The organism is Candidatus Kaelpia aquatica (assembly GCA_030765335.1).
GTDB classification, from domain to species: domain Bacteria; phylum Omnitrophota; class Gorgyraeia; order Kaelpiales; family Kaelpiaceae; genus Kaelpia; species Kaelpia aquatica.
The window spans coordinates 14,746-35,444 of the sequence record JAVCCU010000009.1 but is presented as its reverse complement, the minus strand read 5'-3'; the positions used below and the strand labels follow the sequence as shown (position 1 = coordinate 35,444).

General features: G+C 37.1%; 23 protein-coding genes, 2 tRNA genes and 1 other RNA gene. 24 read left to right on the top strand and 2 right to left on the bottom strand.

Annotated elements, in window-relative coordinates; all coding sequences use genetic code 11:
• The first annotated feature begins 72 nt into the window (after window positions 1–72).
• From P9X27_01460 to ilvC, 20 genes are all read left to right on the top strand, one after another.
• Entirely contained in the window at window positions 73–867 is a 795-nt protein-coding gene (locus P9X27_01460) for an inositol monophosphatase family protein (GenBank protein MDP8253050.1), read from the top strand.
• A 103-nt stretch (window positions 868–970) separates the two neighbouring features.
• Window positions 971–1,043 (top strand) — tRNA-Ile (locus tag P9X27_01455).
• 29 nt (window positions 1,044–1,072) lie between these two features.
• Window positions 1,073–1,146: transfer RNA gene (locus tag P9X27_01450), tRNA-Val, on the top strand.
• Between the two features lie 14 nt (window positions 1,147–1,160).
• Window positions 1,161–1,880, top strand: a complete 720-nt coding sequence (locus P9X27_01445) for a C4-type zinc ribbon domain-containing protein (protein ID MDP8253049.1) — start codon at window positions 1,161–1,163, stop codon at window positions 1,878–1,880.
• Complete coding sequence (locus P9X27_01440; GenBank protein ID MDP8253048.1) at window positions 1,873–2,286, top strand: ribonuclease HI family protein; 414 nt, start codon at window positions 1,873–1,875, stop codon at window positions 2,284–2,286. The genes P9X27_01445 and P9X27_01440 overlap by 8 nt, the downstream gene beginning before the upstream one ends.
• Before the next feature lies 1 nt (window position 2,287).
• Window positions 2,288–2,592: RNase P RNA component class A (gene rnpB / locus P9X27_01435), an RNA gene on the top strand.
• A 238-nt stretch (window positions 2,593–2,830) separates the two neighbouring features.
• Window positions 2,831–4,210, top strand: a complete 1,380-nt coding sequence (locus P9X27_01430; GenBank protein MDP8253047.1) for a glucoamylase family protein — start codon at window positions 2,831–2,833, stop codon at window positions 4,208–4,210.
• A gap of 4 nt (window positions 4,211–4,214) precedes the next feature.
• Window positions 4,215–4,691 carry a hypothetical protein gene (locus tag P9X27_01425; GenBank protein ID MDP8253046.1) on the top strand — a complete coding sequence of 159 codons (477 nt, stop codon included), beginning with the start codon at window positions 4,215–4,217 and terminating at the stop codon, window positions 4,689–4,691.
• A gap of 147 nt (window positions 4,692–4,838) precedes the next feature.
• Complete coding sequence (locus P9X27_01420) at window positions 4,839–5,417, top strand: hypothetical protein (protein MDP8253045.1); 579 nt, start codon at window positions 4,839–4,841, stop codon at window positions 5,415–5,417.
• A 202-nt stretch (window positions 5,418–5,619) separates the two neighbouring features.
• The gene (gene rplU, locus P9X27_01415; protein MDP8253044.1) at window positions 5,620–5,934 is read left to right on the top strand and encodes a 50S ribosomal protein L21; all 315 of its coding nucleotides are present in this window, start codon (window positions 5,620–5,622) and stop codon (window positions 5,932–5,934) included.
• A 1-nt stretch (window position 5,935) separates the two neighbouring features.
• Window positions 5,936–6,184, top strand: a complete 249-nt coding sequence (rpmA, locus tag P9X27_01410) for a 50S ribosomal protein L27 (GenBank protein MDP8253043.1) — start codon at window positions 5,936–5,938, stop codon at window positions 6,182–6,184.
• A 15-nt stretch (window positions 6,185–6,199) separates the two neighbouring features.
• On the top strand, window positions 6,200–7,162 hold the full coding sequence (gene obgE / locus P9X27_01405; GenBank protein ID MDP8253042.1) for a GTPase ObgE: 963 nt from the start codon (window positions 6,200–6,202) through the stop codon (window positions 7,160–7,162).
• A 36-nt stretch (window positions 7,163–7,198) separates the two neighbouring features.
• Window positions 7,199–8,293, top strand: coding sequence for a glutamate 5-kinase (gene proB, locus P9X27_01400; protein ID MDP8253041.1), 1,095 nt, complete (start codon window positions 7,199–7,201; stop codon window positions 8,291–8,293).
• Window positions 8,280–9,533, top strand: coding sequence for a glutamate-5-semialdehyde dehydrogenase (locus P9X27_01395; GenBank protein MDP8253040.1), 1,254 nt, complete (start codon window positions 8,280–8,282; stop codon window positions 9,531–9,533). Before proB ends, P9X27_01395 begins: the two co-directional genes overlap by 14 nt.
• A complete protein-coding gene (gene nadD, locus P9X27_01390; protein MDP8253039.1) occupies window positions 9,514–10,113 on the top strand; it encodes a nicotinate-nucleotide adenylyltransferase in 600 nt (199 codons plus the stop codon). The genes P9X27_01395 and nadD overlap by 20 nt, the downstream gene beginning before the upstream one ends.
• The gene (locus P9X27_01385) at window positions 10,110–11,345 is read left to right on the top strand and encodes a hemolysin family protein (protein ID MDP8253038.1); all 1,236 of its coding nucleotides are present in this window, start codon (window positions 10,110–10,112) and stop codon (window positions 11,343–11,345) included. Before nadD ends, P9X27_01385 begins: the two co-directional genes overlap by 4 nt.
• A complete protein-coding gene (locus P9X27_01380) occupies window positions 11,342–12,313 on the top strand; it encodes a CNNM domain-containing protein (protein MDP8253037.1) in 972 nt (323 codons plus the stop codon). The genes P9X27_01385 and P9X27_01380 overlap by 4 nt, the downstream gene beginning before the upstream one ends.
• 53 nt (window positions 12,314–12,366) lie before the next feature.
• Entirely contained in the window at window positions 12,367–14,040 is a 1,674-nt protein-coding gene (gene ilvB, locus P9X27_01375) for a biosynthetic-type acetolactate synthase large subunit (GenBank protein MDP8253036.1), read from the top strand.
• Between the two features lie 39 nt (window positions 14,041–14,079).
• A complete protein-coding gene (gene ilvN / locus P9X27_01370) occupies window positions 14,080–14,556 on the top strand; it encodes an acetolactate synthase small subunit (protein ID MDP8253035.1) in 477 nt (158 codons plus the stop codon).
• A gap of 11 nt (window positions 14,557–14,567) precedes the next feature.
• Entirely contained in the window at window positions 14,568–15,554 is a 987-nt protein-coding gene (gene ilvC / locus P9X27_01365; protein ID MDP8253034.1) for a ketol-acid reductoisomerase, read from the top strand.
• A 185-nt stretch (window positions 15,555–15,739) separates the two neighbouring features.
• Here ilvC and P9X27_01360 read toward each other — a convergent pair whose 3' ends face one another.
• Window positions 15,740–16,639 carry a DUF1189 family protein gene (locus P9X27_01360; GenBank protein ID MDP8253033.1) on the bottom strand — a complete coding sequence of 300 codons (900 nt, stop codon included), beginning with the start codon at window positions 16,637–16,639 and terminating at the stop codon, window positions 15,740–15,742.
• A 168-nt stretch (window positions 16,640–16,807) separates the two neighbouring features.
• Here P9X27_01360 and P9X27_01355 point away from each other — a divergent pair, with 168 nt between their 5' ends.
• From P9X27_01355 to P9X27_01340, 4 genes are all read left to right on the top strand, one after another.
• Window positions 16,808–17,845, top strand: a complete 1,038-nt coding sequence (locus P9X27_01355; protein ID MDP8253032.1) for a hypothetical protein — start codon at window positions 16,808–16,810, stop codon at window positions 17,843–17,845.
• Between the two features lie 102 nt (window positions 17,846–17,947).
• The gene (locus P9X27_01350; GenBank protein MDP8253031.1) at window positions 17,948–19,351 is read left to right on the top strand and encodes an MBL fold metallo-hydrolase; all 1,404 of its coding nucleotides are present in this window, start codon (window positions 17,948–17,950) and stop codon (window positions 19,349–19,351) included.
• Between the two features lie 20 nt (window positions 19,352–19,371).
• On the top strand, window positions 19,372–19,827 hold the full coding sequence (locus P9X27_01345) for a hypothetical protein (protein ID MDP8253030.1): 456 nt from the start codon (window positions 19,372–19,374) through the stop codon (window positions 19,825–19,827).
• Window positions 19,824–20,132 (top strand): zinc ribbon domain-containing protein, encoded by a 309-nt coding sequence (locus P9X27_01340; protein MDP8253029.1) that lies wholly within the window; start codon window positions 19,824–19,826, stop codon window positions 20,130–20,132. The genes P9X27_01345 and P9X27_01340 overlap by 4 nt, the downstream gene beginning before the upstream one ends.
• 74 nt (window positions 20,133–20,206) lie before the next feature.
• Here the strand turns inward: P9X27_01340 and P9X27_01335 are convergent, their stop codons facing one another.
• The gene (locus P9X27_01335; GenBank protein MDP8253028.1) at window positions 20,207–20,623 is read right to left on the bottom strand and encodes a hypothetical protein; all 417 of its coding nucleotides are present in this window, start codon (window positions 20,621–20,623) and stop codon (window positions 20,207–20,209) included.
• Window positions 20,624–20,699 lie beyond the last annotated feature (76 nt).

Below are 20,699 nucleotides of genomic sequence, written 5' to 3'. Positions count from 1 at the left end.
AGGGCTTAAGGGTAGACGCAGAAGAAAGAGGATGTCTGGCAAGCCCAATAAAGTTAAGAAGGAAAAATAGGTTTGAATCTAAAGAAGATACTCAAGTCTTCTCAGCGCGTTGCTCTAAATGCAGGAGATTATGTTCTATCTAATCTTGGCAGAGTAAAAAATATTGAGTTTAAAGGCGAGCGAAACCTGGTCACCGAAGTAGATAGGAAGTCTGAGGAGATAATAAAGAGCTATCTCTTAAAGAAGTATCCTGATTTTAATTTTGTAGGTGAAGAGTCCGGAGGAGATGCTGATAGTGAGTACTGCTGGCTGGTTGACCCCATAGATGGTACCAACAATTTTTCTCATACTTTTCCAGTTTTTTGTGTTTCAATAGCATTATTAAAAGACAAAAAACCTGTTCTTGGAGTTATCTATGACCCAACGCGGAAAGAGGTCTTTTCGGCGATATCAAAAGACGGTGCTTATCTAAATGGTAAGAGAATTTCGGTCTCAAAAATAGACCAGATAAGCCGCAGCTTAGTTGCAACGGGATTCCATTATGAGTTTAAAGATCAGGCAGATACCAACATAGAACACTGCTCTAATTTTATATACCACACTCAAGGGGTGCGGCGCTGCGGCGCTGCAGCTCTAGACCTTGCTTATGTTGCATCTGGTAGATTAGACGGCTTCTGGGAGCTGGGTTTAAACCCCTGGGATACTGCAGCCGGCATTCTCCTTATTGAAGAAGCTGGAGGTAAGGTTACGCAAATGGATGGAGAAGTTTTCAGTCCTTTCTATCCAAACATAGTCTCTTCTAACGGATTGTTGCACCAAGAGATGTTAAGAATAATATCTTTAAAAGACAAGCTTGTTAAGGGTTAAACTTAAGCGGTTTTGTTCTTAAGCAGGAGAAGTCTTGACAGCTTGATAAAGTTGTATTGCTTTTTTAACTTGATATGTTAAAATTGATATTCGCCGATTGATTGGTCCCGTAGCTCAATTGGCAGAGCAGCTGACTCATAATCAGTTGGTTCCAGGTTCAAGTCCTGGCGGGACCATTTAGTAGTATAGTCAAAAAGAGTTGAGCGGGCGGTTAGCTCAGTTGGCTAGAGCGCCACGTTCACATCGTGGATGTCGGAGGTTCAAGTCCTCTATCGCCCATTTAATAAGTTTATATGAAAGTAGAAGATTTTAAAAAACAGATAGAACTTTTAAAAGAGCTCCAGGGGTATGATTTGGAGCTCCGTGATTTGAATTTTCGCAAAGAGGATATGCCTAAAAAACTTCAGGATTTTAGGTTTGGGTTGGATCAAAAAAAAGAAGATATTGATAGAGTTGAAGAGGAAGTCAAAGATCTGCAGATTAAGATAAAAGATAAAGAGTTAGAGCTCCAGACTGCTGAAGGGGGAATTCAAAAGTTTCAACAACAGCTTCTTCAGATAAAGACAAATAAGGAATATAAGGCTCTTTTAAGCGAGATAGAAGGCAAGAAGGCTGATAATTCATGTATTGAAGATGAGATATTGAAGCTAATGGACAGCATGGATGAGATAGGCTTAAGTCTTAACAAAGAGAAAGACGAGCTTAAGAAGCTTGAGGGAGAGTTTCAGCAGGAAGAAGATAAAGTCAAGCAGGATATGGCTGTAGTTGAACAGGAGATTAAATCTCAAAAAACAGAGAGAGGTAAGATTGCTCAAAAAGTAGACCCCGAGACTCTCTCTATCTATGAAAGACTAATTGAAAGCAAGGATGGTTTGGCTATTGTTCCAGTCATTGATGGTGCCTGCGGTGGTTGTCATTTAAGCCTTCGCCCTCAAACTATCAATGAGATAAAGAGAGCAGACGGCATTATTACTTGTGAGCGTTGCTCTAGAATATTCTATCTAGATGAGTAGCTTCAAGCTTTATTCAGACGGTTCTTCTAGAGGTAATCCTGGTCCAGCCGGGGTTGGTGTTGTTATCAAGGATCCTCATGGAGTTATTTTAAAAGAAGTCTCTCTGGCTATTGGTCCCAGCACTAATAATGTTGCTGAATATTTGGCTCTTGTCGTCGGTCTTACCGAGGCATTGCTTCTAGGAATAGATGATTTAAAAGTATTTTTAGATAGCGAATTACTAGTTAAACAGGTTAAGGGAGAGTACAAGACAAAGAAAGAGCACTTAAAGCCTCTTCTTGTAAATATAAAGTATTTACTGAATAATTTTAAAAGTATAGAGTTTAATCATATTCTACGGGAAAAGAATAAAGAGGCGGATAAGCTTGCTTATTCTGCCACAGAATCCAAGGATGTTTTATTTTAAAGAGGCAGGCTGGATAGCCGCTCTTTCTTTTGAAGGAGAGGAAAGTCCGAACTCAGAGGGTGAGTGTATTCCGATAACGTCGGAACGCAGGTTTCTTAGACCTGTTAGGATAAGAGCCACAGAGACGAGTTCTCCCATTTGGGAGAGGTGAAACGAGGCAATCTCTACACGAGTTAAGGTTAAATAGCCCGCGCTTAAAGCTGGCCCGGCTAAGCGGGTGGGTTAACCGCTAAATATCTGAAGCAATTCAGATAGTAGACAAATGGCTGTCTAAAACAGAATTCGGCTTACGGGCCTGCCTCTATTCATTATCTGCAACAAAAGCTACTCTTAACTCTTTTGTTTTTAAAGCTTTAAAGAATTTAGTCTTAAGTACATTTATTAAATATTTATTAAGTTAGGTAAAAAAATATTACATTATTACGCGATAAATCTTTTGTGGTATTAAGCTTGTTTTTTATTTAAAACCTTTATTTGCAGCTACTTGCGGTAACAATCTCTATTATTAATCTTTTGGCATGTATATTGCTATCTATGGGTTAAGATGAAGATATTGAAAAAGATAGCAGTTGTTCTAGTGTTAGCAGTTCAGGTTAAGGTTGTTTCAGCTTTAGATCTAGAGGTTTATCAGGCAGTAGATATGTTAAAGGATTTCCAGGCTCAGCAGCTAAACTACTGTTATCAAAAGTTTTTTAGAATAAACGGGCTTTATAAAAGCTCACCCCACGTCAAAGAAGTTGATATAGCTGCTTCAGGCTTTGCTCTTGCAGGCTTAGCTCTATCTGCTCAGAAAGGTTTAATCTCTAAGGAAGGAGCAAGAGAGATGTTTTTAGAGACCGTTGAAAGCTGTTTAAATCTTCAGAATAATCAAGGCCAGAATTTTTCCGGTTTTCTCTATCATTTTTATGTTCCTGATGTATCAGGAAAGAGCTTAGTGCATAAGTCTGGAGTTGAGGTTTCGATAATAGATACAGCAATCCTTTTAGCAGGTATGATAACAGCATCTGAATACTTAGCATCCCAGGGTTATTCTGAGTGCAGAGACAAAGCGAATGAATTCTATTCTAACATAGAATGGAGAGAGTTTTTTAATGGCGGCAGGAAGCAGTTTCATATGGGCTGGAACAACGGGTTCTTTGGTTTTTGGGATTTTTATACCGATGAGATACTTTTGATATTAATTCTCGCTCAGGGTTCACCTGTTGTAGATAACAGGGTAGACATTAGGGACTCTTTTGGAAATATTGCAGTGAAAGAGGGTGCCTATGAAGATTACAAGTATGTCTATTCCTGGTACGGCTCGCTCTTTACTTATCTCTTTGCCCATACTTTTATTGATTTTAGAAGACTAGATAACGATCTTCTGCATAATGTTGACTGGTGGAAAAATACAAAAAATGCTGTGTTAGCTGACCTTAGATGGTGTTCCGACAACAACTATCCAGAAAATATCTTTGGCATAAGTGCATGCTGGTCTAAGGTCTCTAAAGGTTCAAGTGCTATGGAATATAGAGATAGGGTTGGTGGAGCGCTCTCAGGAGCTGGGGAGGCTGAAAGATTCTATAACTCAAAGAATGGAATTAAACCGGTTGCTCCTTATGCAGCGATAGGTTCGATACCATTTTTTCAGGAATACGCTATTCTGGATAACCCCGCATTCTTGATGTTCTACGAGATACGCGATAAAGCCTTTGATAAGTCGGGCCTTTTGGTTGAATCAATGGATGCAGGTTCCTTGGATCATAATGGTGTACCGGAAGTAAGCTCTAACTGGATAGTCGGAATGGATGTGATCTTTCCAGCCCTGATGGTTGAGAATTATTTCTCTGAGTTTATCTGGGAGAACTTTATGCAAAGCCGTAATATTCAATTTGCTTTACTTAAAACGTTTCCGGCTTACTTTACTTATCTTGTAAGGAGATAATGTTATGAGAAGATTTGTTTGGCTGCTTCTGATATCCAACTTATCAATAACTCTCTACTCTTATGCTGCTGACTATGTCTACCGTGGCGATTTTAATATAGATTCTGTAATAAGCGAAAAGGTTAGCAGAGAGGATGTAGAAAAAAGCAGAGATTTTAAAATTATGCGCAACTTTCTCGATGACGCTTCTAAGGATGATTATGATAGTTTTAACGATATTGTTGCTAATTATCCTGGAGCCGAGGTTTTCTTTAGTGAGGCTCTCTATGATGCCGAAATAACAGAGATAGAGATATTAGATGAGAAAGGCGTTGCCTATATAGGATTTGCCCTCATGAAGTTAGAAGATAAATTAATGTATCAGAAAAGAGAGTCAGACTCTAATAAGCTTACTATGCTTATTAGTTCAAACTCGTCTAATGGGTGTATAAGTTGCATGGATTTAGGAGTTGTAATTATGCAATATGTTATAAGTGAATGAGAGAAAAATAACTTTTTATACTATATAATAAAAACTTTTAATAAGATTTGACAAATGCAAGATACGTGTTATAAATATTATATAGCTCCAAGGGGAGCTTAAGATAGATGAAGATAGAAACAGTAACAATAAGCAGGAGGTAGCAAGATGAAGAAGTTAGCATTGCTTGTAGTAGCAGTATGTGTAGTTATTGGAATGACTAGCTTGACGGCGGTAGCCCAATCAAAAGACCTTATATTCACAGATAGCTTACTTCCGATGCTCCCGAATGTTCAAACAGGCTCAGAGACTATTATGATCAAAATTTCAGGTGAGATAGTATCCAAACATATGGAAACTTTTCAAAAGTTGGGTATTGTAGGAGCACTAGACGCAGCCGCTGAGGTTGTTAGAGAAGGATATTTAGAGCAAGGCATAGAAGTATTGCCTCAGGTATTAGATGGTGGTGTAGCTGCCTATTTCAAGGTACCAACTGCAGTCATTACAACAGCAAAAGATATTTTACTTTGTGACGAAATACCTATGGTAAGGCTTCTCCTTACTACAAGAGATTTGGTTACCGAGGAGAATCTGTCTGCTCTAGCAGGTAATGGTTATAAGGTCCAAGGATCTTTTGGGCGTTTTGTTCAAGTCGAAGTTTCTCTTGCTTCGCTTATTAGTAGTGTAACTGGTTTGCAAACATTGGATTTTGTCTTAAGCTCCAGTGTTCCTCCGGAAGCTATATAAAATTAGAATTTAGACGAGTAATACAAGTTAAGTAAGTATATTTAGCTCGCCAAATTTGGCGGGCTTTTTATATATTTTTTATTCTACACTTCGCTCTATACCTCATATAACTGAAACATATTATCACGCTCCGTTTTTAAACCAGACACTTTCTTCTATACCCCTTGACAAATTAATCCATTTATGGCATATTCTTAAGACTATGAAATACGCAATAATAGAGACAGGCGGAAAACAGTATAAAGTCAAAGAGGGCGACACCATTAAGGTGGAGCTTGTTGAAGCTACGGATAATAAGGTCGAATTTGATAAAGTATTAGCTTTATCTGACGGTTCTAAATTAACTGTAGGTAGGCCTTATGTAGAAAATGCTAAAGTTGCTGCAGAGTTAATAGAGAATAAAAAGGCTGATAAGATTACAATCTTGAAGTACAGAAGGCGTAAGAGTTCACAATCTAAAAGAGGGCATAGACAGATTTTATCTAAAGTTAAGATAGGGTCTATTCCGGAGGCTTAATATGGCACATAAAAAAGGTGGCGGAAGTACTAGAAATGGTCGTGATTCCAATTCTCAGCGCCTCGGTATTAAGAATTTTGGCGGAGAACGCGTATCTGCTGGATCTATAATTATAAGGCAGCGTGGTACTAAGTTTAAGCCCGGCTGGAACGTAGGCAAAGGCAGAGACGATACGCTCTTTGCTTTGAAGGATGGCGTTGTAAAGTTCCGTTCTCAAAGAATGGTTGATGTTATTTCTGAACAATCCTAACAATCCTTCCTTAAGTTGAGTTTTGTAGATAAAGTTAAAATTTACGTTAAAGCAGGAGACGGCGGCCAAGGTTGTCTCAGCTTCTATTTTCACAAGCTCAGTTCAAGAAGAATCCCTAATGGTGGAGATGGCGGTAGAGGTGGAGATATTGTTATAAAGACAGATACTAATCTCTGGGATCTGACCCATCTTAAGTTTCAAAAACACCACAAAGCTGACAAGGGGAAGCATGCCAGCAGTAATAATAAAAAGGGCGGCAGAGGTAAGGATAGAGTGATATCTGTTCCGCTAGGGACAGTTGTTAGGGACTTAGAGAGCGGGTTTTTGATTCGTGATATGACAGCTAAGGATGAGTCTGTAATTGCTGCAAACGGTGGAGATGGAGGGCGAGGTAATGCATTTACTAAGTCCGAACTTATCCTACATAAAGAAGGCGAAGAGAAGACATTACTCTTAGAGCTAAAGTTGCTTGCTAATATTGGTCTGGTTGGTTTTCCCAATGCAGGTAAGACTACTTTTATCAATACGCTCTGTAAAACAAGAGGTAAGATTGCACCGTATCCTTTTACAACCTTAGAGCCTCATCTTGGTGTGATCTGGCATCAGGATAAACCGATAAAGATAGCAGATATACCAGGCTTGATAGAGGATGCACATAAAGGCAGAGGCCTTGGAGATTTGTTTTTAAAGCATATTCAGAGGACACAGGTATTAATATTTATTCTAGGATTATCCGACACCGATATAAACCCTAAAGAAGCTCTTGAGAAGCTAAGAACTGAACTAAGAGAGTTTGACCCTACTCTCTTAGAAAGAGAGTATATTTTAATTGCAAATAAGATGGATTTGCCTGAAGCAGCTTCTAAGTTAAAAGACTTAAAGAAAAGCCTAAAGACCGAAGATATATTGTCTATCTCGCTTTTAGATAAAGCAGGGCTCGATAAAGTAGAAACCAAGATAGGCAGCTACTTTAACTGATTGCAGAATAGAAAAAATATATTACAATAATAAATAATGTATAAGAAGATAGTCATTAAAATTGGTTCCAGTATTCTACGTAAAAACGACGGTTCTCTTGATCTAGTCAAGTTTAAAAATATTGCAAAAGAAGTATCCTCTCTTATGGATAAAAACAGGAATATTGTTCTTGTTTCATCAGGTGCTATTGCATCCGGCATGGGTAAGCTGGGCCTTAAGTCTCGGCCTCAAGCGATATCATATCTCCAGGCTCTGGCTTCTTTAGGTCAAATAGAACTCATGAAGACTTATCAAAACTCTTTCTCTAAGCATAAAATAGAGATAGGTCAGGTTCTTCTTAGCTGGGATGATTTTTCAGATAGAAAGAGGTATTTAAACGCAAAAGATACAATAGAACAGCTGATTAAACTAAAAATTGTTCCTGTAATAAATGAGAACGATGCTTTAGCAGTTGAAGAGATAAAATTTGGGGATAATGATAAGCTTTCAGCTATGGTCGCCTCTCTTATATCTGCAGACCTCCTGTTAATTCTTTCAGATATAGATGGGATATATGATGGAGAAGGCAGAATTATAAAGAGAGTAACTAATGTTAAAGATGTAAAAAAATACTGCTTTGATACTGATAAAGCTCATTGTGTAGGCGGTATGATTACCAAGCTTGAGGCTGTTGAAGTTGCAGCATCTTTAGGCATACCTTCTGTTATAACTAACGGTAAAGATAAGGACGGGATTAAAAAGGGTATCGCGTTAGAGAGCGGTACTTTTATTGAGGCAGAGAAGAAGCTCTCTGCTAAAAAACATTGGATTGCTTATCTTTCAAAGTCTAAAGGTGCGATTACAGTTGATGCTGGCGCAGAGAAGGCAGTTGTTGAGAAAGGTAAGAGTATTTTGCCTATGGGTATCCTAAGCGTAAATGGTCACTTTGGTGTCGGAGATTTGATCACTGTAAAAAATAAAATTGGAATAGAGATTGCAAAGGGTATCTCCGGGTACTCTTCTCTAGAGATAGAAAAGATAAAAGGACATAAGAGTAAAGAGATAGCAGCGGTCCTAGGGCTTAAGAGGCAAGATGAGGCTGTGCATAGAGATAATCTGGTGCTCTTTGAGGTTAAAAATGAATCTAGATAAAAGAATTAAAAGAATAGCAATAGAGGCTAAAGATGCTTCTTTTAAGCTTGCAACACTCTCAAGCAGCAGCAAGAACAAAGCTTTAAGAGCTATGGCAGCTGCTATAGGTAAGAGCTCAAGCTATATTAGTTCTGAGAATGAGAAAGACCTAAAGAGAGCCAAAAGAGATAAGCTTAGCTCTGCGATGATTGACAGGCTCTATCTTAGCTCTAAGAGAATGAAAGAGATGTCAATATCGTTAAGAGAGATTGCAAGGCTTAAGGATCCTTTGGGCGAGATTACCAGTCTTTGGGATAGACCCAATGGACTTAAAATAGGCAAGGTTCGTGTTCCAATAGGTGTGATTGCGATTATATATGAATCGCGTCCCAATGTTACAAGTGACTGCATAGGGCTCTGCCTTAAAAGTGGCAACTCTGTGATTTTAAGAGGCGGGAGCGAGGCTTACAACTCTAACCGCGCCATATATCAAGTTTTAACAGATGCAGTCTCTCATATAATACCTAAGAATACCATAAAGCTAATTCCAACGAAGGATAGAGAGGCATTGGACTATCTTCTGAGACTTAGCGATGAAATAGACCTTCTAATACCTAGAGGCGGTGAATCGCTAATAAGGTATGTGACAGAGCATGCTACTATGCCTGTAATAAAGCATTATAAAGGGGTTTGCCATGTATTTATTGACAAATCTGCAAAGATAAATATGGCAATAGATATTGCCTTTAATGCCAAAGCGCAAAGACCTGGCGTATGCAATGCCATGGAGACACTCATAATCCATAAAGATATAGCTAAAAAGCTCCTTCCGCTTCTTGGAGAAAAACTAAAAGATGCCGGGGTTGAGCTTAGAGGTTGCGCTAAGAGTAAGACTGTTCTTCCTTGGGTAAAGAAGGTCAGAGAGAAAGATTATTATAAAGAGTATCTCGATTTGATTCTTAATCTGAAAATAGTTGACAGCCTAAGTGAAGCCGTCTCTCATATAAATAAATACGGCAGCAGTCACTCTGATGCAATCGTAACGGATGACCATGAGAATGCTTATAGATTTTTGAGAGAGGTTGATTCTGCATGTGTTTATCTTAATGCTTCTACTCGTTTTACTGATGGTTTTCAATTTGGAATGGGGGCTGAGATGGGTATATCTACAGATAAGATACATGCTAGAGGTCCTATGGCGCTTGAGGAATTAACAACATATAAATATATAGTTTTTGGTAATGGTCAAATCAGAGTTTAATCGTAAAAAATCAAAAAAAATAGGCATCTTAGGCGGAGCCTTTGATCCTATACATATGGGACATCTTCTATTAGCGGAGTGTGCCCTAGGTGAGCTTGGGTTAGATAGGGTGGTATTCTTGCCTTATAATATATCTGCTTCTAAAGAACCTCCTCAAGCATCTTCTCGGGATAGATTAAATATGCTTAGATTGGCAACCATAGATAATCCTTCTCTATCTGTCTCTAGCGTAGAGATCAAGAGGGGAGGGCTCTCTTTTAGTTATGAGACTTTGAAAGCTTTAAAAAAGAAAGAACCTCAAGATGAGATATATTTTTTGATAGGTTCCGATGCTTTTTCTGAACTTGAAAGCTGGAAGAATTACAAGAGCTTAGTCAGGATAGCACGCTTTATAGTAGCTGTTAGACCGGGGACAAAAGTTAAAAATATTAAAGGAGCTAAGTATAAGAAGCTCCTAATTCCTCAGATAGCAATATCTTCATCTTCTCTCAGGGATAGAGTAAAGAGCGGTCTTTCATTACGTTATCTTACGCCTGATAAGGTTAGGGATTATATTGTGAACTTCAGGCTCTATAGATGAATCTTACTATACACTTCTTTTTTTTGTTGCTGTTCTTAATTTTATCAGCGCTATTCTCTTCTTCAGAAAGCGCTATTTTTTCTCTTACTGAATATGAGAGGTCAAAGTTTAAATCTAGACATCTTAGTGCTTATCAGAGACTATCTTCTTTTTTAAAGGATTCCACTAAGACTATATCTTTGATTATAACCGGTAATACAATAGTAAATATTGTAGCTACAAGTATTATGGGGGTATTACTCTATTATTTCTTTCCTCAGATCTCCGTTATTCTTTCTATCTTTATCGTAACTTCGATAATACTTTTTTTTGGCGAGGTTGTTCCAAAGTTATTAGCTTTAAGGTTTGCATCTAGCTTTTCCTTTTTCTCAGTGTATTTTCTTACTTTAATCTCTAAGGTAATATTTCCTTTAGAGAGTTTTTTTAGTAGAGCAGCTATAAAAGTATCACTGTTATTTTTTTCAGAAAACGTTGGAGCTCTTGAAGATAAACCTGCATTGTCTGAAATATATGCGATGGTAAAGTCAGGAGAAGAGAGAGGGCTGCTAGACAAAGAGGAGAGAGTTCTAGCTGAAAGAGTCCTTGATTTAGGTAAGAGCTGGGCAAGAGAGATTATGACACCTAGAATTGATATGGAAGCCTTAGAAGAAAAAAGCTCACTAGATGAATTAAAAGAATTAATAAGAGAGACAAAACATACGAGGTATATAATTTACAGGGAGAGCTTGGATTCTGTTGCAGGTGTCATATATTCCAGGGATTTTCTTTTTTCGAAATTTAGTATTTGGAATGACTTGGTCCGTCCCGTTTTAACTGTACCTGACTCTATGGATATAGATGAGCTCTTAATTCAATTTAAAGAGAGGAATGAAGAGATTGCCTTAATTGTTGATGAGTATGGCGGTACAGCCGGAATAGTTACTTTAGAGGATATCTTAGAAGAGCTTGTTGGAGAAATAGAGAATGAATATAAAAGAGATAAAAACAAGATAAAGAAGATTGACTTAGACACTTACACTGTTATGGCAAATGTATCGCTATCTGATCTTAGCGATGAATTAGATGTAGATTTAAAAACTCCTGGAATATCTTCTTTAGGAGGATTATTGCTCAATCTCTTTCAGAAAGTTCCTTCCAGCGGGCAGTCTATTGAATATAAGGATCTAAAGTTCTTCATTGATGAGGTAAGTAGAAATAGAATTAAGAAGGTAACTATAAAAATAAGCAGATGAGCGTTTTAACATTGATTATAATAATTGCTTTTTTTCTGTTGATTGCCGGATTCTCTTCTGGCTATGAGACAGGATTGATATCTATCCCAGTCTCTATGGTCGAGAAGAAGCGAGGTTTAAGCAGAAAATCGGATCTCTGGTTAATAGATAAGATGCAGAACCTTGAAAAACTTGTCTCTATAACACTTGTTATGACAAACTTTGCTCTAAGCGCAAGCACGATAGTCCTGCTCTCTGCAATCGTGAGGTTTTTTACTGAATTGCAAGCTGAGATGATTACAATTACTCTGCTTGTGCCACTAAGTATTGTCTTTTCAGAGATAGTGCCAAAAAGTATTTTTAGGGCAAAGCCTTCTCTGATTTTTAGAACAGTCAAAATATTTAAAATTCTATACTACATTAGTTTTCCGTTCTCTTACCTGTTTTATTTTTTTCCTTCAAAATTGATTAATAAGTTTAGCAAGGCGCCTGCTAGAGTACGTTCTCTCGGTTCTAAAGAGCAGATTAAAGTTGCGATAATTAAGGGTGAGGAGAGAGGAGTTATTCAGGAACATGAGAAGACAATCTTGCACAGGGTTTTTCATCTTGGAGAGAAGCAGGTAAAAGAGATAATGATATCTAAGAAGAGAGTTGTTTCAGTTTTAAGCGATTTAGATATAAGTGTTGTCATAGAAGAGTTTAAAAGATATGAATTTTCACGTTTACCTGTTTACAATAAAGATAAAGAAGAGTACGTGGGAGTCATAAACTATATGGATCTGTTAATTCAGGATATTGATAAGGAGATAGATTTAAACAATTTTCTTCATGATATCTTCTATGTTGATGACAACACATATCTGGATGATCTTTTGGTTCAGATGCTTAGGAGGAATATCCATATGGTTGGGATACGTAATTCATTAGATGAGGTTGTTGGTATGGTAACATTAGAAGATGTAATGGAAGAGATAATAGGTGAATATTGATCCGCTTAAATAGGGTTGCGTTAAAATGATAATTTTGATATATTAATCAGATTATGAAGATGACCGGTGCAAAAATTGTAATAGAGGCTTTGAAGCATGAGGGTGTAAAGGATATCTTTGGTTATCCCGGAGGTTCTGTGTTGCCCCTTTTTGATGTTCTATATGATGCTCCCCTAAACTTTGTCTTGACGCGTCACGAGCAGGGTGCGGTTCATGCTGCTGATGGGTATGCAAGAAGCACTGGCCGCGTGGGTGTCTGCATTGCCACCTCAGGCCCTGGAGCTACCAACCTGATTACCGGAATAGCAACTGCTTATATGGATTCTATTCCAATAGTCTGCATAACTGGTCAAGTTAATACTTATTTGATAGGAAACGATGCTTTTCAGGAAGCAGATACAACCGGCATAACGCGACCGATAACAAAGTATAATTATTTGGTTAAAGATATAAAAGATCTTGGTAGAATAATAAGAGAGGCTTTCCATTGTGCTTCTACCGGCCGGCCTGGGCCTGTTGTCATAGATTTACCTGTAGATATAACCTTAAAGCAGTATGATTACAAGTATCAGAAGAAAGTTTCGATGAGAGGGTATAAGCCTGTTTTAAAAGGTCATCCTTTGCAGATCAAAAAAGCAGCCGAGATGATAGAGGGATCGAAACGCCCTGTTCTCTATACAGGCGGTGGTATTATTATATCTGGGGCAGATAGAGAGCTTAAAAAGTTAGCTGATAAATGCCAGATACCAGTAACAACTACACTTATGGGGTTAGGCGGTTTCCCTGAAGACACAGAGTTATCTTTAGGTATGCCGGGAATGCATGGAACTGTCTATGCAAACCTTGCAATACAGAATTCAGATCTCCTTATTGCGGTTGGATCAAGGTTTGATGATAGGGTCACAGGTAAAATTGAAGCCTTCGCACCAAAAGCGAAGATTATTCACATAGATATTGATCCTTCGGCTATAAGTAAGAATGTAGATGTTGATATTCCAATTGTCGGTGATGCGAAGAAGATATTGATTGAGCTGAATAAAATAGTTAAGAAGCCAGATTCTTCTGATTGGGTTAAGCAGATCAAGAGTTGGAAAAAAGAGTCTCCTTTAAAATACAAAAAGACCGCAACTGGCTTGAAGCCTCAATATGTCATAGAACAGATTTATAAGCTGACAAAGGGCGATGCTATAATAACAACAGAGGTGGGTCAGAATCAGATGTGGGCTGCCCATTGGTATCAATATACAAAACCTAGAACATATATCTCATCCGGCGGTTTAGGTACTATGGGCTATGGTTTTCCTGCTGCGATAGGAGCTAAAATAGGTAATCCCGATAAAATTGTAGTAGATATAGCTGGGGATGGTAGTATCCAGATGAATATGCAGGAGCTTGCAACAGCTGTGAGTTATGAGGTCCCTGTTATAATTGCTATTTTGAACAATGGTTGCCTTGGTATGGTCAGACAATGGCAGGAACTGTTCTACAAAAAGAGGTACTCTTATACCTGCCTGGATAGCCTTGATTTTGTAAAGATAGCCGAGGCTTACGGAGCAATCGGTATAAGAGTTAAAAAGCAATCTGAGGTTGGCCCTGCGATAAAGAAGGCTTTAAAGAGTAAGAAGAAACCCGTAGTTATCGATTTTAAGGTAGATGGGTTTGAAAACGTTTTTCCTATGGTTCCTGCAGGTGAGGCTATAGATAGAATGATAGGCGGGATGGCTTAATTCTGTCAATAGCGGGGCAGTGGATAAGGAGATAATACCATGAAAAATTATGTATTATCAGTTTTGGTTGAAAATAAGGCAGGAGTTCTTGCGCGCGTAGCAGGTCTTTTTAGTGCCAGAGGCTTTAATATTCGCTCTTTGGCAGTAGCTGAGACAGATTCTCCGTCGGTATCACGTATGTCTTTGGTCGTTCATGCTGATGAGAAGACATTTGAGCAAGTAAAAAAACAGCTCAATAAATTAATAGATGTTGTGTCTGTGCAAGATTTTACAAAAAAAGATTTCTTTGACAGAGAACTATTGCTTATAAAGCTGCGGTATACATCTCAGAACCGTTCTCAGATCATAGAGATTATAGAGTTGCTTGGAGGTAAGATATTACATGTCGGTACTAAAGTAATCTGCATTGAAGTTGTTGGAGATAAGGAGAAAGTTGCAACATCTTTGCAGCTTTTAAAGCCCTACGGTATAAAAGAGGTTATGAGGACAGGAGTTGTAGCTATAGGAAAAGATTAAGGAGGCTGAAAATGGCTAAAGTATATTATGATAAAGATGCAAACTTGGCTTTGATTAGAAGGAAGAAGGTTGCTGTTATAGGTTATGGTGCCCAAGGTAGAGCTCAAGCCTTAAACTTACGTGATAGTGGGGTTAAGGTTATAATAGCAGAGCTAAAGAAATCCCCTAATTATAAGATTGCAGTTAAAGATGGTTTTAAACCAGTTACTGCAGTTGAAGCAGCGAAAGAAGCTGATATTATACATATGCTTGCTCAAGATCATATTCAGGCTGCAGTATATAATAATATTAAATCATATTTAAAGAAGGGCAATGCGTTAAGCTTTTCACATGGTTTTAATATTCATTTCTCACAGATTGTCCCGCCTGATTATGTCGATGTCTTTATGGTTGCACCTAAAGGCCCTGGAACTCTTGTTCGTGATATGTATCTAGAGAAAAAGGGTGTACCTAACCTAATAGCGGTATATCAGGATGCAACAGGCAAAGCAAAGAATCTTGCTCTAGCTTTTTCTAAAGCTATAGGCGGTACGCGTGCAGGAGTTATTGAGACAACATTCAAGGAAGAGACAGAGACAGATCTCTTTGGCGAGCAAGCTGTTCTCTGTGGTGGAGCAACAGAGCTAGTTAAAGCAGGGTTTGATACTTTGACTGCTGCAGGTTATCAGCCTGAGATTGCATATTTTGAATGTCTGCATGAATTAAAACTCATCGTAGATTTGATGTACAAGTATGGTATCCAAAAGATGAGATATGTTATATCAGATACTGCTGAATATGGAGATTATACCCGCGGTAAGCGTGTTATAGATGCAAAAGTTCGCTCTGAGATGAAAAAAATCTTAAAAGAGATTCAGTCAGGCTCTTTTGCTAAAGAGTGGATTAAAGAGAATAAAGATGGCAGAAAAAAATTTCTTGCAGCTAGAAAGAAAGCTGAAGGAGAAAAGATAGAGAAGGTTGGCTTTAAGCTTCGTGAAATGATGCCCTGGATCAAATAACAGCATTAAAAATTCTAAACTTTAAAGTTAGGTGCAGCATCGTTAACGGTGCTGCACTTTTTGTTTGTTATTCAAAAATATTAGTGACACTGTAGTTAAAGTGGATTATGGTTTATCTTTTTAAGTAAGGTTTGATTACAGCCTGTTTGCTTAATTTCTAGCTTTATAGCTGTCGATAGATTAATTTAAAGATTGCTGTTTTCAGAATTAGAATCACCGCTCTCTTTAAAGCGGGGTTCAGCCTCTAACCCCATTTCTCCAGCACCAACATTCAGTTTAATTGCTTTATATATCAGCATGATATAAATAGTGCTGTGCAATGCCCAGCTTAAAGGTGTCCTTAAGTTTAATGTCTGCAAGATTACAGTTAGGACAGTAGGCGGTACTAAGGCATATATGCCTATGTTTAGTAATTGTTTATATTTAAGATTTGCGTTGAGCCTACTGTTAAAGATTAGACTAAAGATACTAAAAGAGAAAATATGTATCAATTTAGAAAAGAAGAAAGTTGTTAAAAGCAGTATTAATAGTGTCGGAAAAGCGAATATTGCAAGGCGTTTATTTAGCCGGTTTATAAAATCAGGCGTCAAGTCCAATCTAAATTCTCCAGAAGAGATATTGATTCCTTTTTCAATTGGGGCTATAAGGAGTTCTTCGATATTTTTTAAATCATAGACCTTGATCTCTGATTTAATTTCCTCTATTTTGGATTTTATAATCAAATTTTCTCTAGTCAACCCCAGGAGAGATTCTGATTCCTCAAGTATTTTATAAGGGTCGTTCTCATTGGGTGCGATTACAAGCGAGAACTCCTTCCATTTTTTATAATATCTCTGCTCCGGCTTTATTGTTACACCGTCTTTAATCTCTATTATAGGGATACCTGTTAGATCTTTCTCAAGGACCTGTTTTGCTTTGTAGGCAAGCCCAGGAAGCTCTCTGTTTACAAATAAGGTCAGCTTAAATGCAAAGAGAAAGCTTATTAGAAAAGTGAAAAGAAGTAAAAAAGAGATACTCTTTGAAAGTTTTTTATCTTTTAAGAGTTGGTATTTTTGAAGATTAAAACTATCTGTCATTTCTTTCATTATTTTCTCCTTTTATTTATTATATATTAAATTTATTTTTGATGTAAGTCTTAAAATATACCTAGAGCTAAGTGTTTGTTAATAAACTTCTTAAAAATTATAAAAAAGTTTGATTAAAATTTGTAAATAGTCAAAAAGTACGGTATATTTAAAATAAGGATGGTAGATATGTTTAAATATAGAATTTTTAAGATCAATTGGTGTATGATTATTGCTCTACTAGTCTGTTTTTCTAGCACTGGATTTGCAAGGCGCTTAAAGGGTGAACTCTTAAATTCTGAATTGGATCTTTCTAGCCAAATCCTTGATCAAATTATTGCTTTTGACGACAGAGGTTCGTTGGTTAAATCTGATGAAGAAAAGAATAATATGGCTATTATTATGCTTGGGTATTTCAAGCAGAGGGCAGAGGTTGCAGGAGTAGGTTTTGAAGGGTATGCTCAGGCGTTAAGAAACAACGTAGAAGAGTTGGGAGTTTTGCTTAGTGTTTTAAGAAGTTCTAGTTTTTGTATTATAACGATGTCTACTAAAACTGCACTATTTAGATTCAGATTAGGCGAAGTTAGTATTTATTTGGATGGTCTTATTAGGCAAAAAATAGCCAATGATGACCTAACAATAACTGTTAAAAGTGTAGGTTCTTCAGGGGGATTAGAAGCGCTATCTGTTGCAATGGCTATATATGATAGACTTTATAGTTATGCAAGTGAGAATATATCTGACGATGATATTGAGATACAAAGTTGGATAAAAAGCTGGGATATAAATGTTGATTTATATGATATAAGTTCGGGGATGCTATTAAAAGCTATGAATATTCTTGGTAACAGAGAGCAAGTTCCGATAGATATAGCAGGGTGGGAAGAAGGTTCTGAGACTGCAGATGTTCTTGAATACCGAGAGTATCTACTTAGTCGATATTTGGTTAATAATAGTATTGATGGAAATTATGCTAGCATAGCTCCAGAATTGATAGAAGTTATTGATTTTTCTTTTCATTACATGGACCTCTTTGATCCATTGCAGGCTCAAAGAGTAGTTGTTACTCCTTACGAGATTGCATTTCATGCTAATATTACTACTGTTGGCGATAGTCCATCTAATTTTCCCATGGAAGATGTTCAAGTAATGCTAGAGAATAATTTCAATTCTAAATATCCAGGTATAGGTGTTTGGTATAAGGCAACAGTAAATTATTACCCTTGATTTTTGATACCACTTTTTACTCATATCGCTTCCTTATTTAATTTTTTCTTGATATAATATTTCAAATATAGAGTTTGTTGCTTTAAATTTAGGAGGTAGCGAGTGGCTGTATCTATTAAGTTTTGCGGTGGAGCTCAGACTGTAACAGGCTCAATGCACCTCATATCGACTTCTAAGTCTAAGATACTCCTTGACTGTGGTCTTTTTCATGGAAAGAGAGATGAGTATTACAAGGTAAACTCTAAGTTTGCTTTCAACCTAAATAATATTGATGCCTGCGTTCTCTCTCATGCTCATATAGATCATTGCGGTAATATTCCAAATCTTATAAAGCAGGGCTATAGGGGGGCAGTCTACTGTACTCCGGTTACAAAGGAACTCTGTCATTTCATGCTCCTAGATTCTGGATATATCCAAGGAGAAGATATTAAGTATGTTAATAAGATAAACAAAAGACGCGGATTACCTCCTAGGGAGCCGCTGTATACCCAGAGAGAGGCAAGAAAAGCACTAAAGCACTTAAGAGCCATTAATTACCACAGGAATTTTCCTTTAACGAAAGATGTTAACCTTACTTTTTATGAAGCAGGTCATATTCTTGGCTCAGCCGTACCTTTGATTGAGGTAAAAACAAGAAGAAGGCCTTTAAGAATAGCCTATGCAGTTGATTTGGGCAGGGTCGATATGCCGTTACTTAAAAACCCTGAGGTTCCTAGTGAAGTGGATTATCTTATGATTGAAGGTACTTATGGAAATAGAAAACATAGTAGCATAGAGGATGCAGAGATTGAACTTGCTAATGCTATAAATAAAACTATAAAGAGGGGCGGCAAGATTATTATACCATCTTTTGCTTTAGAGAGAACTCAGCTGATAGTCTTCTTTATAAGTCAGTTGATGAGAAAGAAGAAGATTAAAAAGATCCCTATCTATGTTGATGGACCTTTGGCTGTCAATGTGACCGATGTATTTAGAGAGAGCGCAGATTATTTTGACATAAAGACTGCTAAAGAGTTTTTGAATAGCGGTGACCCTTTTGGTTATGATAATGTTACCTATGTTAAGGATGTTAGTAAGTCAAAACAGATTCATGATATAACAAAACCTATAATATTAATCTCAGCATCGGGGATGTGTGAAAACGGAAGAATATTACACCACTTAAAGAATAATATAGAAAACCCTAAGAACGCTATAATAGTAATCGGTTTTATGGCAAATAATACCTTGGGTAAACGGATAGTTGAAAAAGCTAAAACAGTGCGCATATTCGGCAGGATATATGAACTTCATGCAGAAGTTATAACAGTCAATGCTTTTAGTTCTCACGCAGACAGAGATGGATTATTGAGTTATGTTAAAGGGGTAAGTAAAAACGTTAAAGGGGTTTTTCTGGTTCATGGTGAAGCAGAACAGCTAGATAGCTTGAGGGCAGATATAAGAAATAAACTCAATATAAACCCCCAGATTCCAGCTAAAGGAGATATCGTATATCTTAAGAGTTAAAATAGGCAGAGGAGGACTGAGTGGCGTTATTTGGAATTTTTAAATCAAAATCTGAAAAAATAAAAAAGGTAGTGGCTAAACCCACGAAGAAGAAAATCGTTTCCAATAAAAAAGCAGTATCCCAAAAGAGTGATCTAGTAAAAGCTAGACTTAATGTTAAAAAGGTGACAAAAAAAGCAGCTGTTAGGAAGAAATCTGAGATAGTAAAACCAGTAAAAAAGGTAAAACCAAAAGAGGTTGGTAGGGTAACACATTATTTTGGTAAAATATCTGTTGGAATTATCAAGCTTAAGACCCCACTTGAAGTAGGTGCTAAGATTCATATTAAAGGAGCTCATGACGATTTTAAGCAGACCGTTAAATCGATGCAGATTGACCATAAGAGCGTTGCTAAGGCTAATAAAGGGGAAGAGGCTGGAATAAAAGTTATAAAGAAAGTGCACGAGAATGACAGGGTTTATATGGTTGAACAATGAAGAGATGCCCTTATTGTTTTGAAGAGATTCAGGATGAAGCTATAAAATGCCGGTTTTGTGGTGAGTTTTTAGGTAAAAAAACTAAAGAGAGTTGGTTTTTTAAGACCTCTAATTTAATAGTAGCTTTTGTCTGTGTTGGGCCTTTTGCGTTACCTCTACTATGGTTAAATCCTAGATTTAGTAGGAGAAGTAAAAGTATTGTTACAATTATAGTTCTTGTGTTGAGTTATTTTTTAGGCAAGGCCTTTGCTCATTCGCTTAAGGTGGTAATTGATTATTACAAGTTTATTTTCTCTCAGATTTAGAGCTACAATATTGATGTATTTTCTACAAAATGGGATACAGTAAAACTTATGCAAATTGTAGAAGTTAGTAATAATTAATTATCGCTATAGACATAGGTAGCGACATTAACGGTCTTAAAGCTTTTATCGCAGATGTGAATTTCAACCTGGTTGTCATTAAAAACACCTTTTGATATAGTAGCAGCAAACATCGCAGCATTTTTAATAAAATCCTCGTCGTTAAGAGACTCTTTTTTAACAACTATGCGGAATTGGTATTTGCCATTATCTTTTGTTATCTGCGAGCTACTTTTAGATTCTTCTTGGAAAAATCCTGCCTCAAGCAAATAGTCTCCCAGTTCCTTGGTTTCACTTTCAGTTACTTTCGATGTGTAGTAAAGATCACTCCCTTTGTATTTAATAGATTTTCCCCATTCGGATTCTGTTTTGGAGCAAGATAAATTTAATAACAATAAAAAGGTAATACATAGATAGCTTGATATTCTATACATGGCTCCTCCTTTAAGGTTATTGTTTCAACATACTCTATATAGTTAAACTTAGTCAACCTTTTATTGGTCATTTCTA

What these genes read in the sequence shown, in the direction of transcription:
- ilvC (MDP8253034.1), top strand. Translation starts at nt 14,568, where the DNA reads ATGGCTAAAGTATATTATGATAAAGATGCAAACTTGGCTTTGATTAGA.
- nadD (MDP8253039.1), top strand. Translation starts at nt 9,514, where the DNA reads ATGGTCAAATCAGAGTTTAATCGTAAAAAATCAAAAAAAATAGGCATC.
- proB (MDP8253041.1), top strand. Translation starts at nt 7,199, where the DNA reads ATGTATAAGAAGATAGTCATTAAAATTGGTTCCAGTATTCTACGTAAA.
- P9X27_01430 (MDP8253047.1), top strand. Translation starts at nt 2,831, where the DNA reads ATGAAGATATTGAAAAAGATAGCAGTTGTTCTAGTGTTAGCAGTTCAG.
- P9X27_01440 (MDP8253048.1), top strand. Translation starts at nt 1,873, where the DNA reads ATGAGTAGCTTCAAGCTTTATTCAGACGGTTCTTCTAGAGGTAATCCT.
- P9X27_01425 (MDP8253046.1), top strand. Translation starts at nt 4,215, where the DNA reads ATGAGAAGATTTGTTTGGCTGCTTCTGATATCCAACTTATCAATAACT.
- ilvB (MDP8253036.1), top strand. Translation starts at nt 12,367, where the DNA reads ATGAAGATGACCGGTGCAAAAATTGTAATAGAGGCTTTGAAGCATGAG.
- P9X27_01380 (MDP8253037.1), top strand. Translation starts at nt 11,342, where the DNA reads ATGAGCGTTTTAACATTGATTATAATAATTGCTTTTTTTCTGTTGATT.
- P9X27_01385 (MDP8253038.1), top strand. Translation starts at nt 10,110, where the DNA reads ATGAATCTTACTATACACTTCTTTTTTTTGTTGCTGTTCTTAATTTTA.
- rpmA (MDP8253043.1), top strand. Translation starts at nt 5,936, where the DNA reads ATGGCACATAAAAAAGGTGGCGGAAGTACTAGAAATGGTCGTGATTCC.
- P9X27_01395 (MDP8253040.1), top strand. Translation starts at nt 8,280, where the DNA reads ATGAATCTAGATAAAAGAATTAAAAGAATAGCAATAGAGGCTAAAGAT.
- ilvN (MDP8253035.1), top strand. Translation starts at nt 14,080, where the DNA reads ATGAAAAATTATGTATTATCAGTTTTGGTTGAAAATAAGGCAGGAGTT.
- P9X27_01445 (MDP8253049.1), top strand. Translation starts at nt 1,161, where the DNA reads ATGAAAGTAGAAGATTTTAAAAAACAGATAGAACTTTTAAAAGAGCTC.
- rplU (MDP8253044.1), top strand. Translation starts at nt 5,620, where the DNA reads ATGAAATACGCAATAATAGAGACAGGCGGAAAACAGTATAAAGTCAAA.
- P9X27_01335 (MDP8253028.1), bottom strand. Translation starts at nt 20,623, where the DNA reads ATGTATAGAATATCAAGCTATCTATGTATTACCTTTTTATTGTTATTA.
- P9X27_01360 (MDP8253033.1), bottom strand. Translation starts at nt 16,639, where the DNA reads ATGAAAGAAATGACAGATAGTTTTAATCTTCAAAAATACCAACTCTTA.
- P9X27_01340 (MDP8253029.1), top strand. Translation starts at nt 19,824, where the DNA reads ATGAAGAGATGCCCTTATTGTTTTGAAGAGATTCAGGATGAAGCTATA.
- P9X27_01420 (MDP8253045.1), top strand. Translation starts at nt 4,839, where the DNA reads ATGAAGAAGTTAGCATTGCTTGTAGTAGCAGTATGTGTAGTTATTGGA.
- P9X27_01355 (MDP8253032.1), top strand. Translation starts at nt 16,808, where the DNA reads ATGTTTAAATATAGAATTTTTAAGATCAATTGGTGTATGATTATTGCT.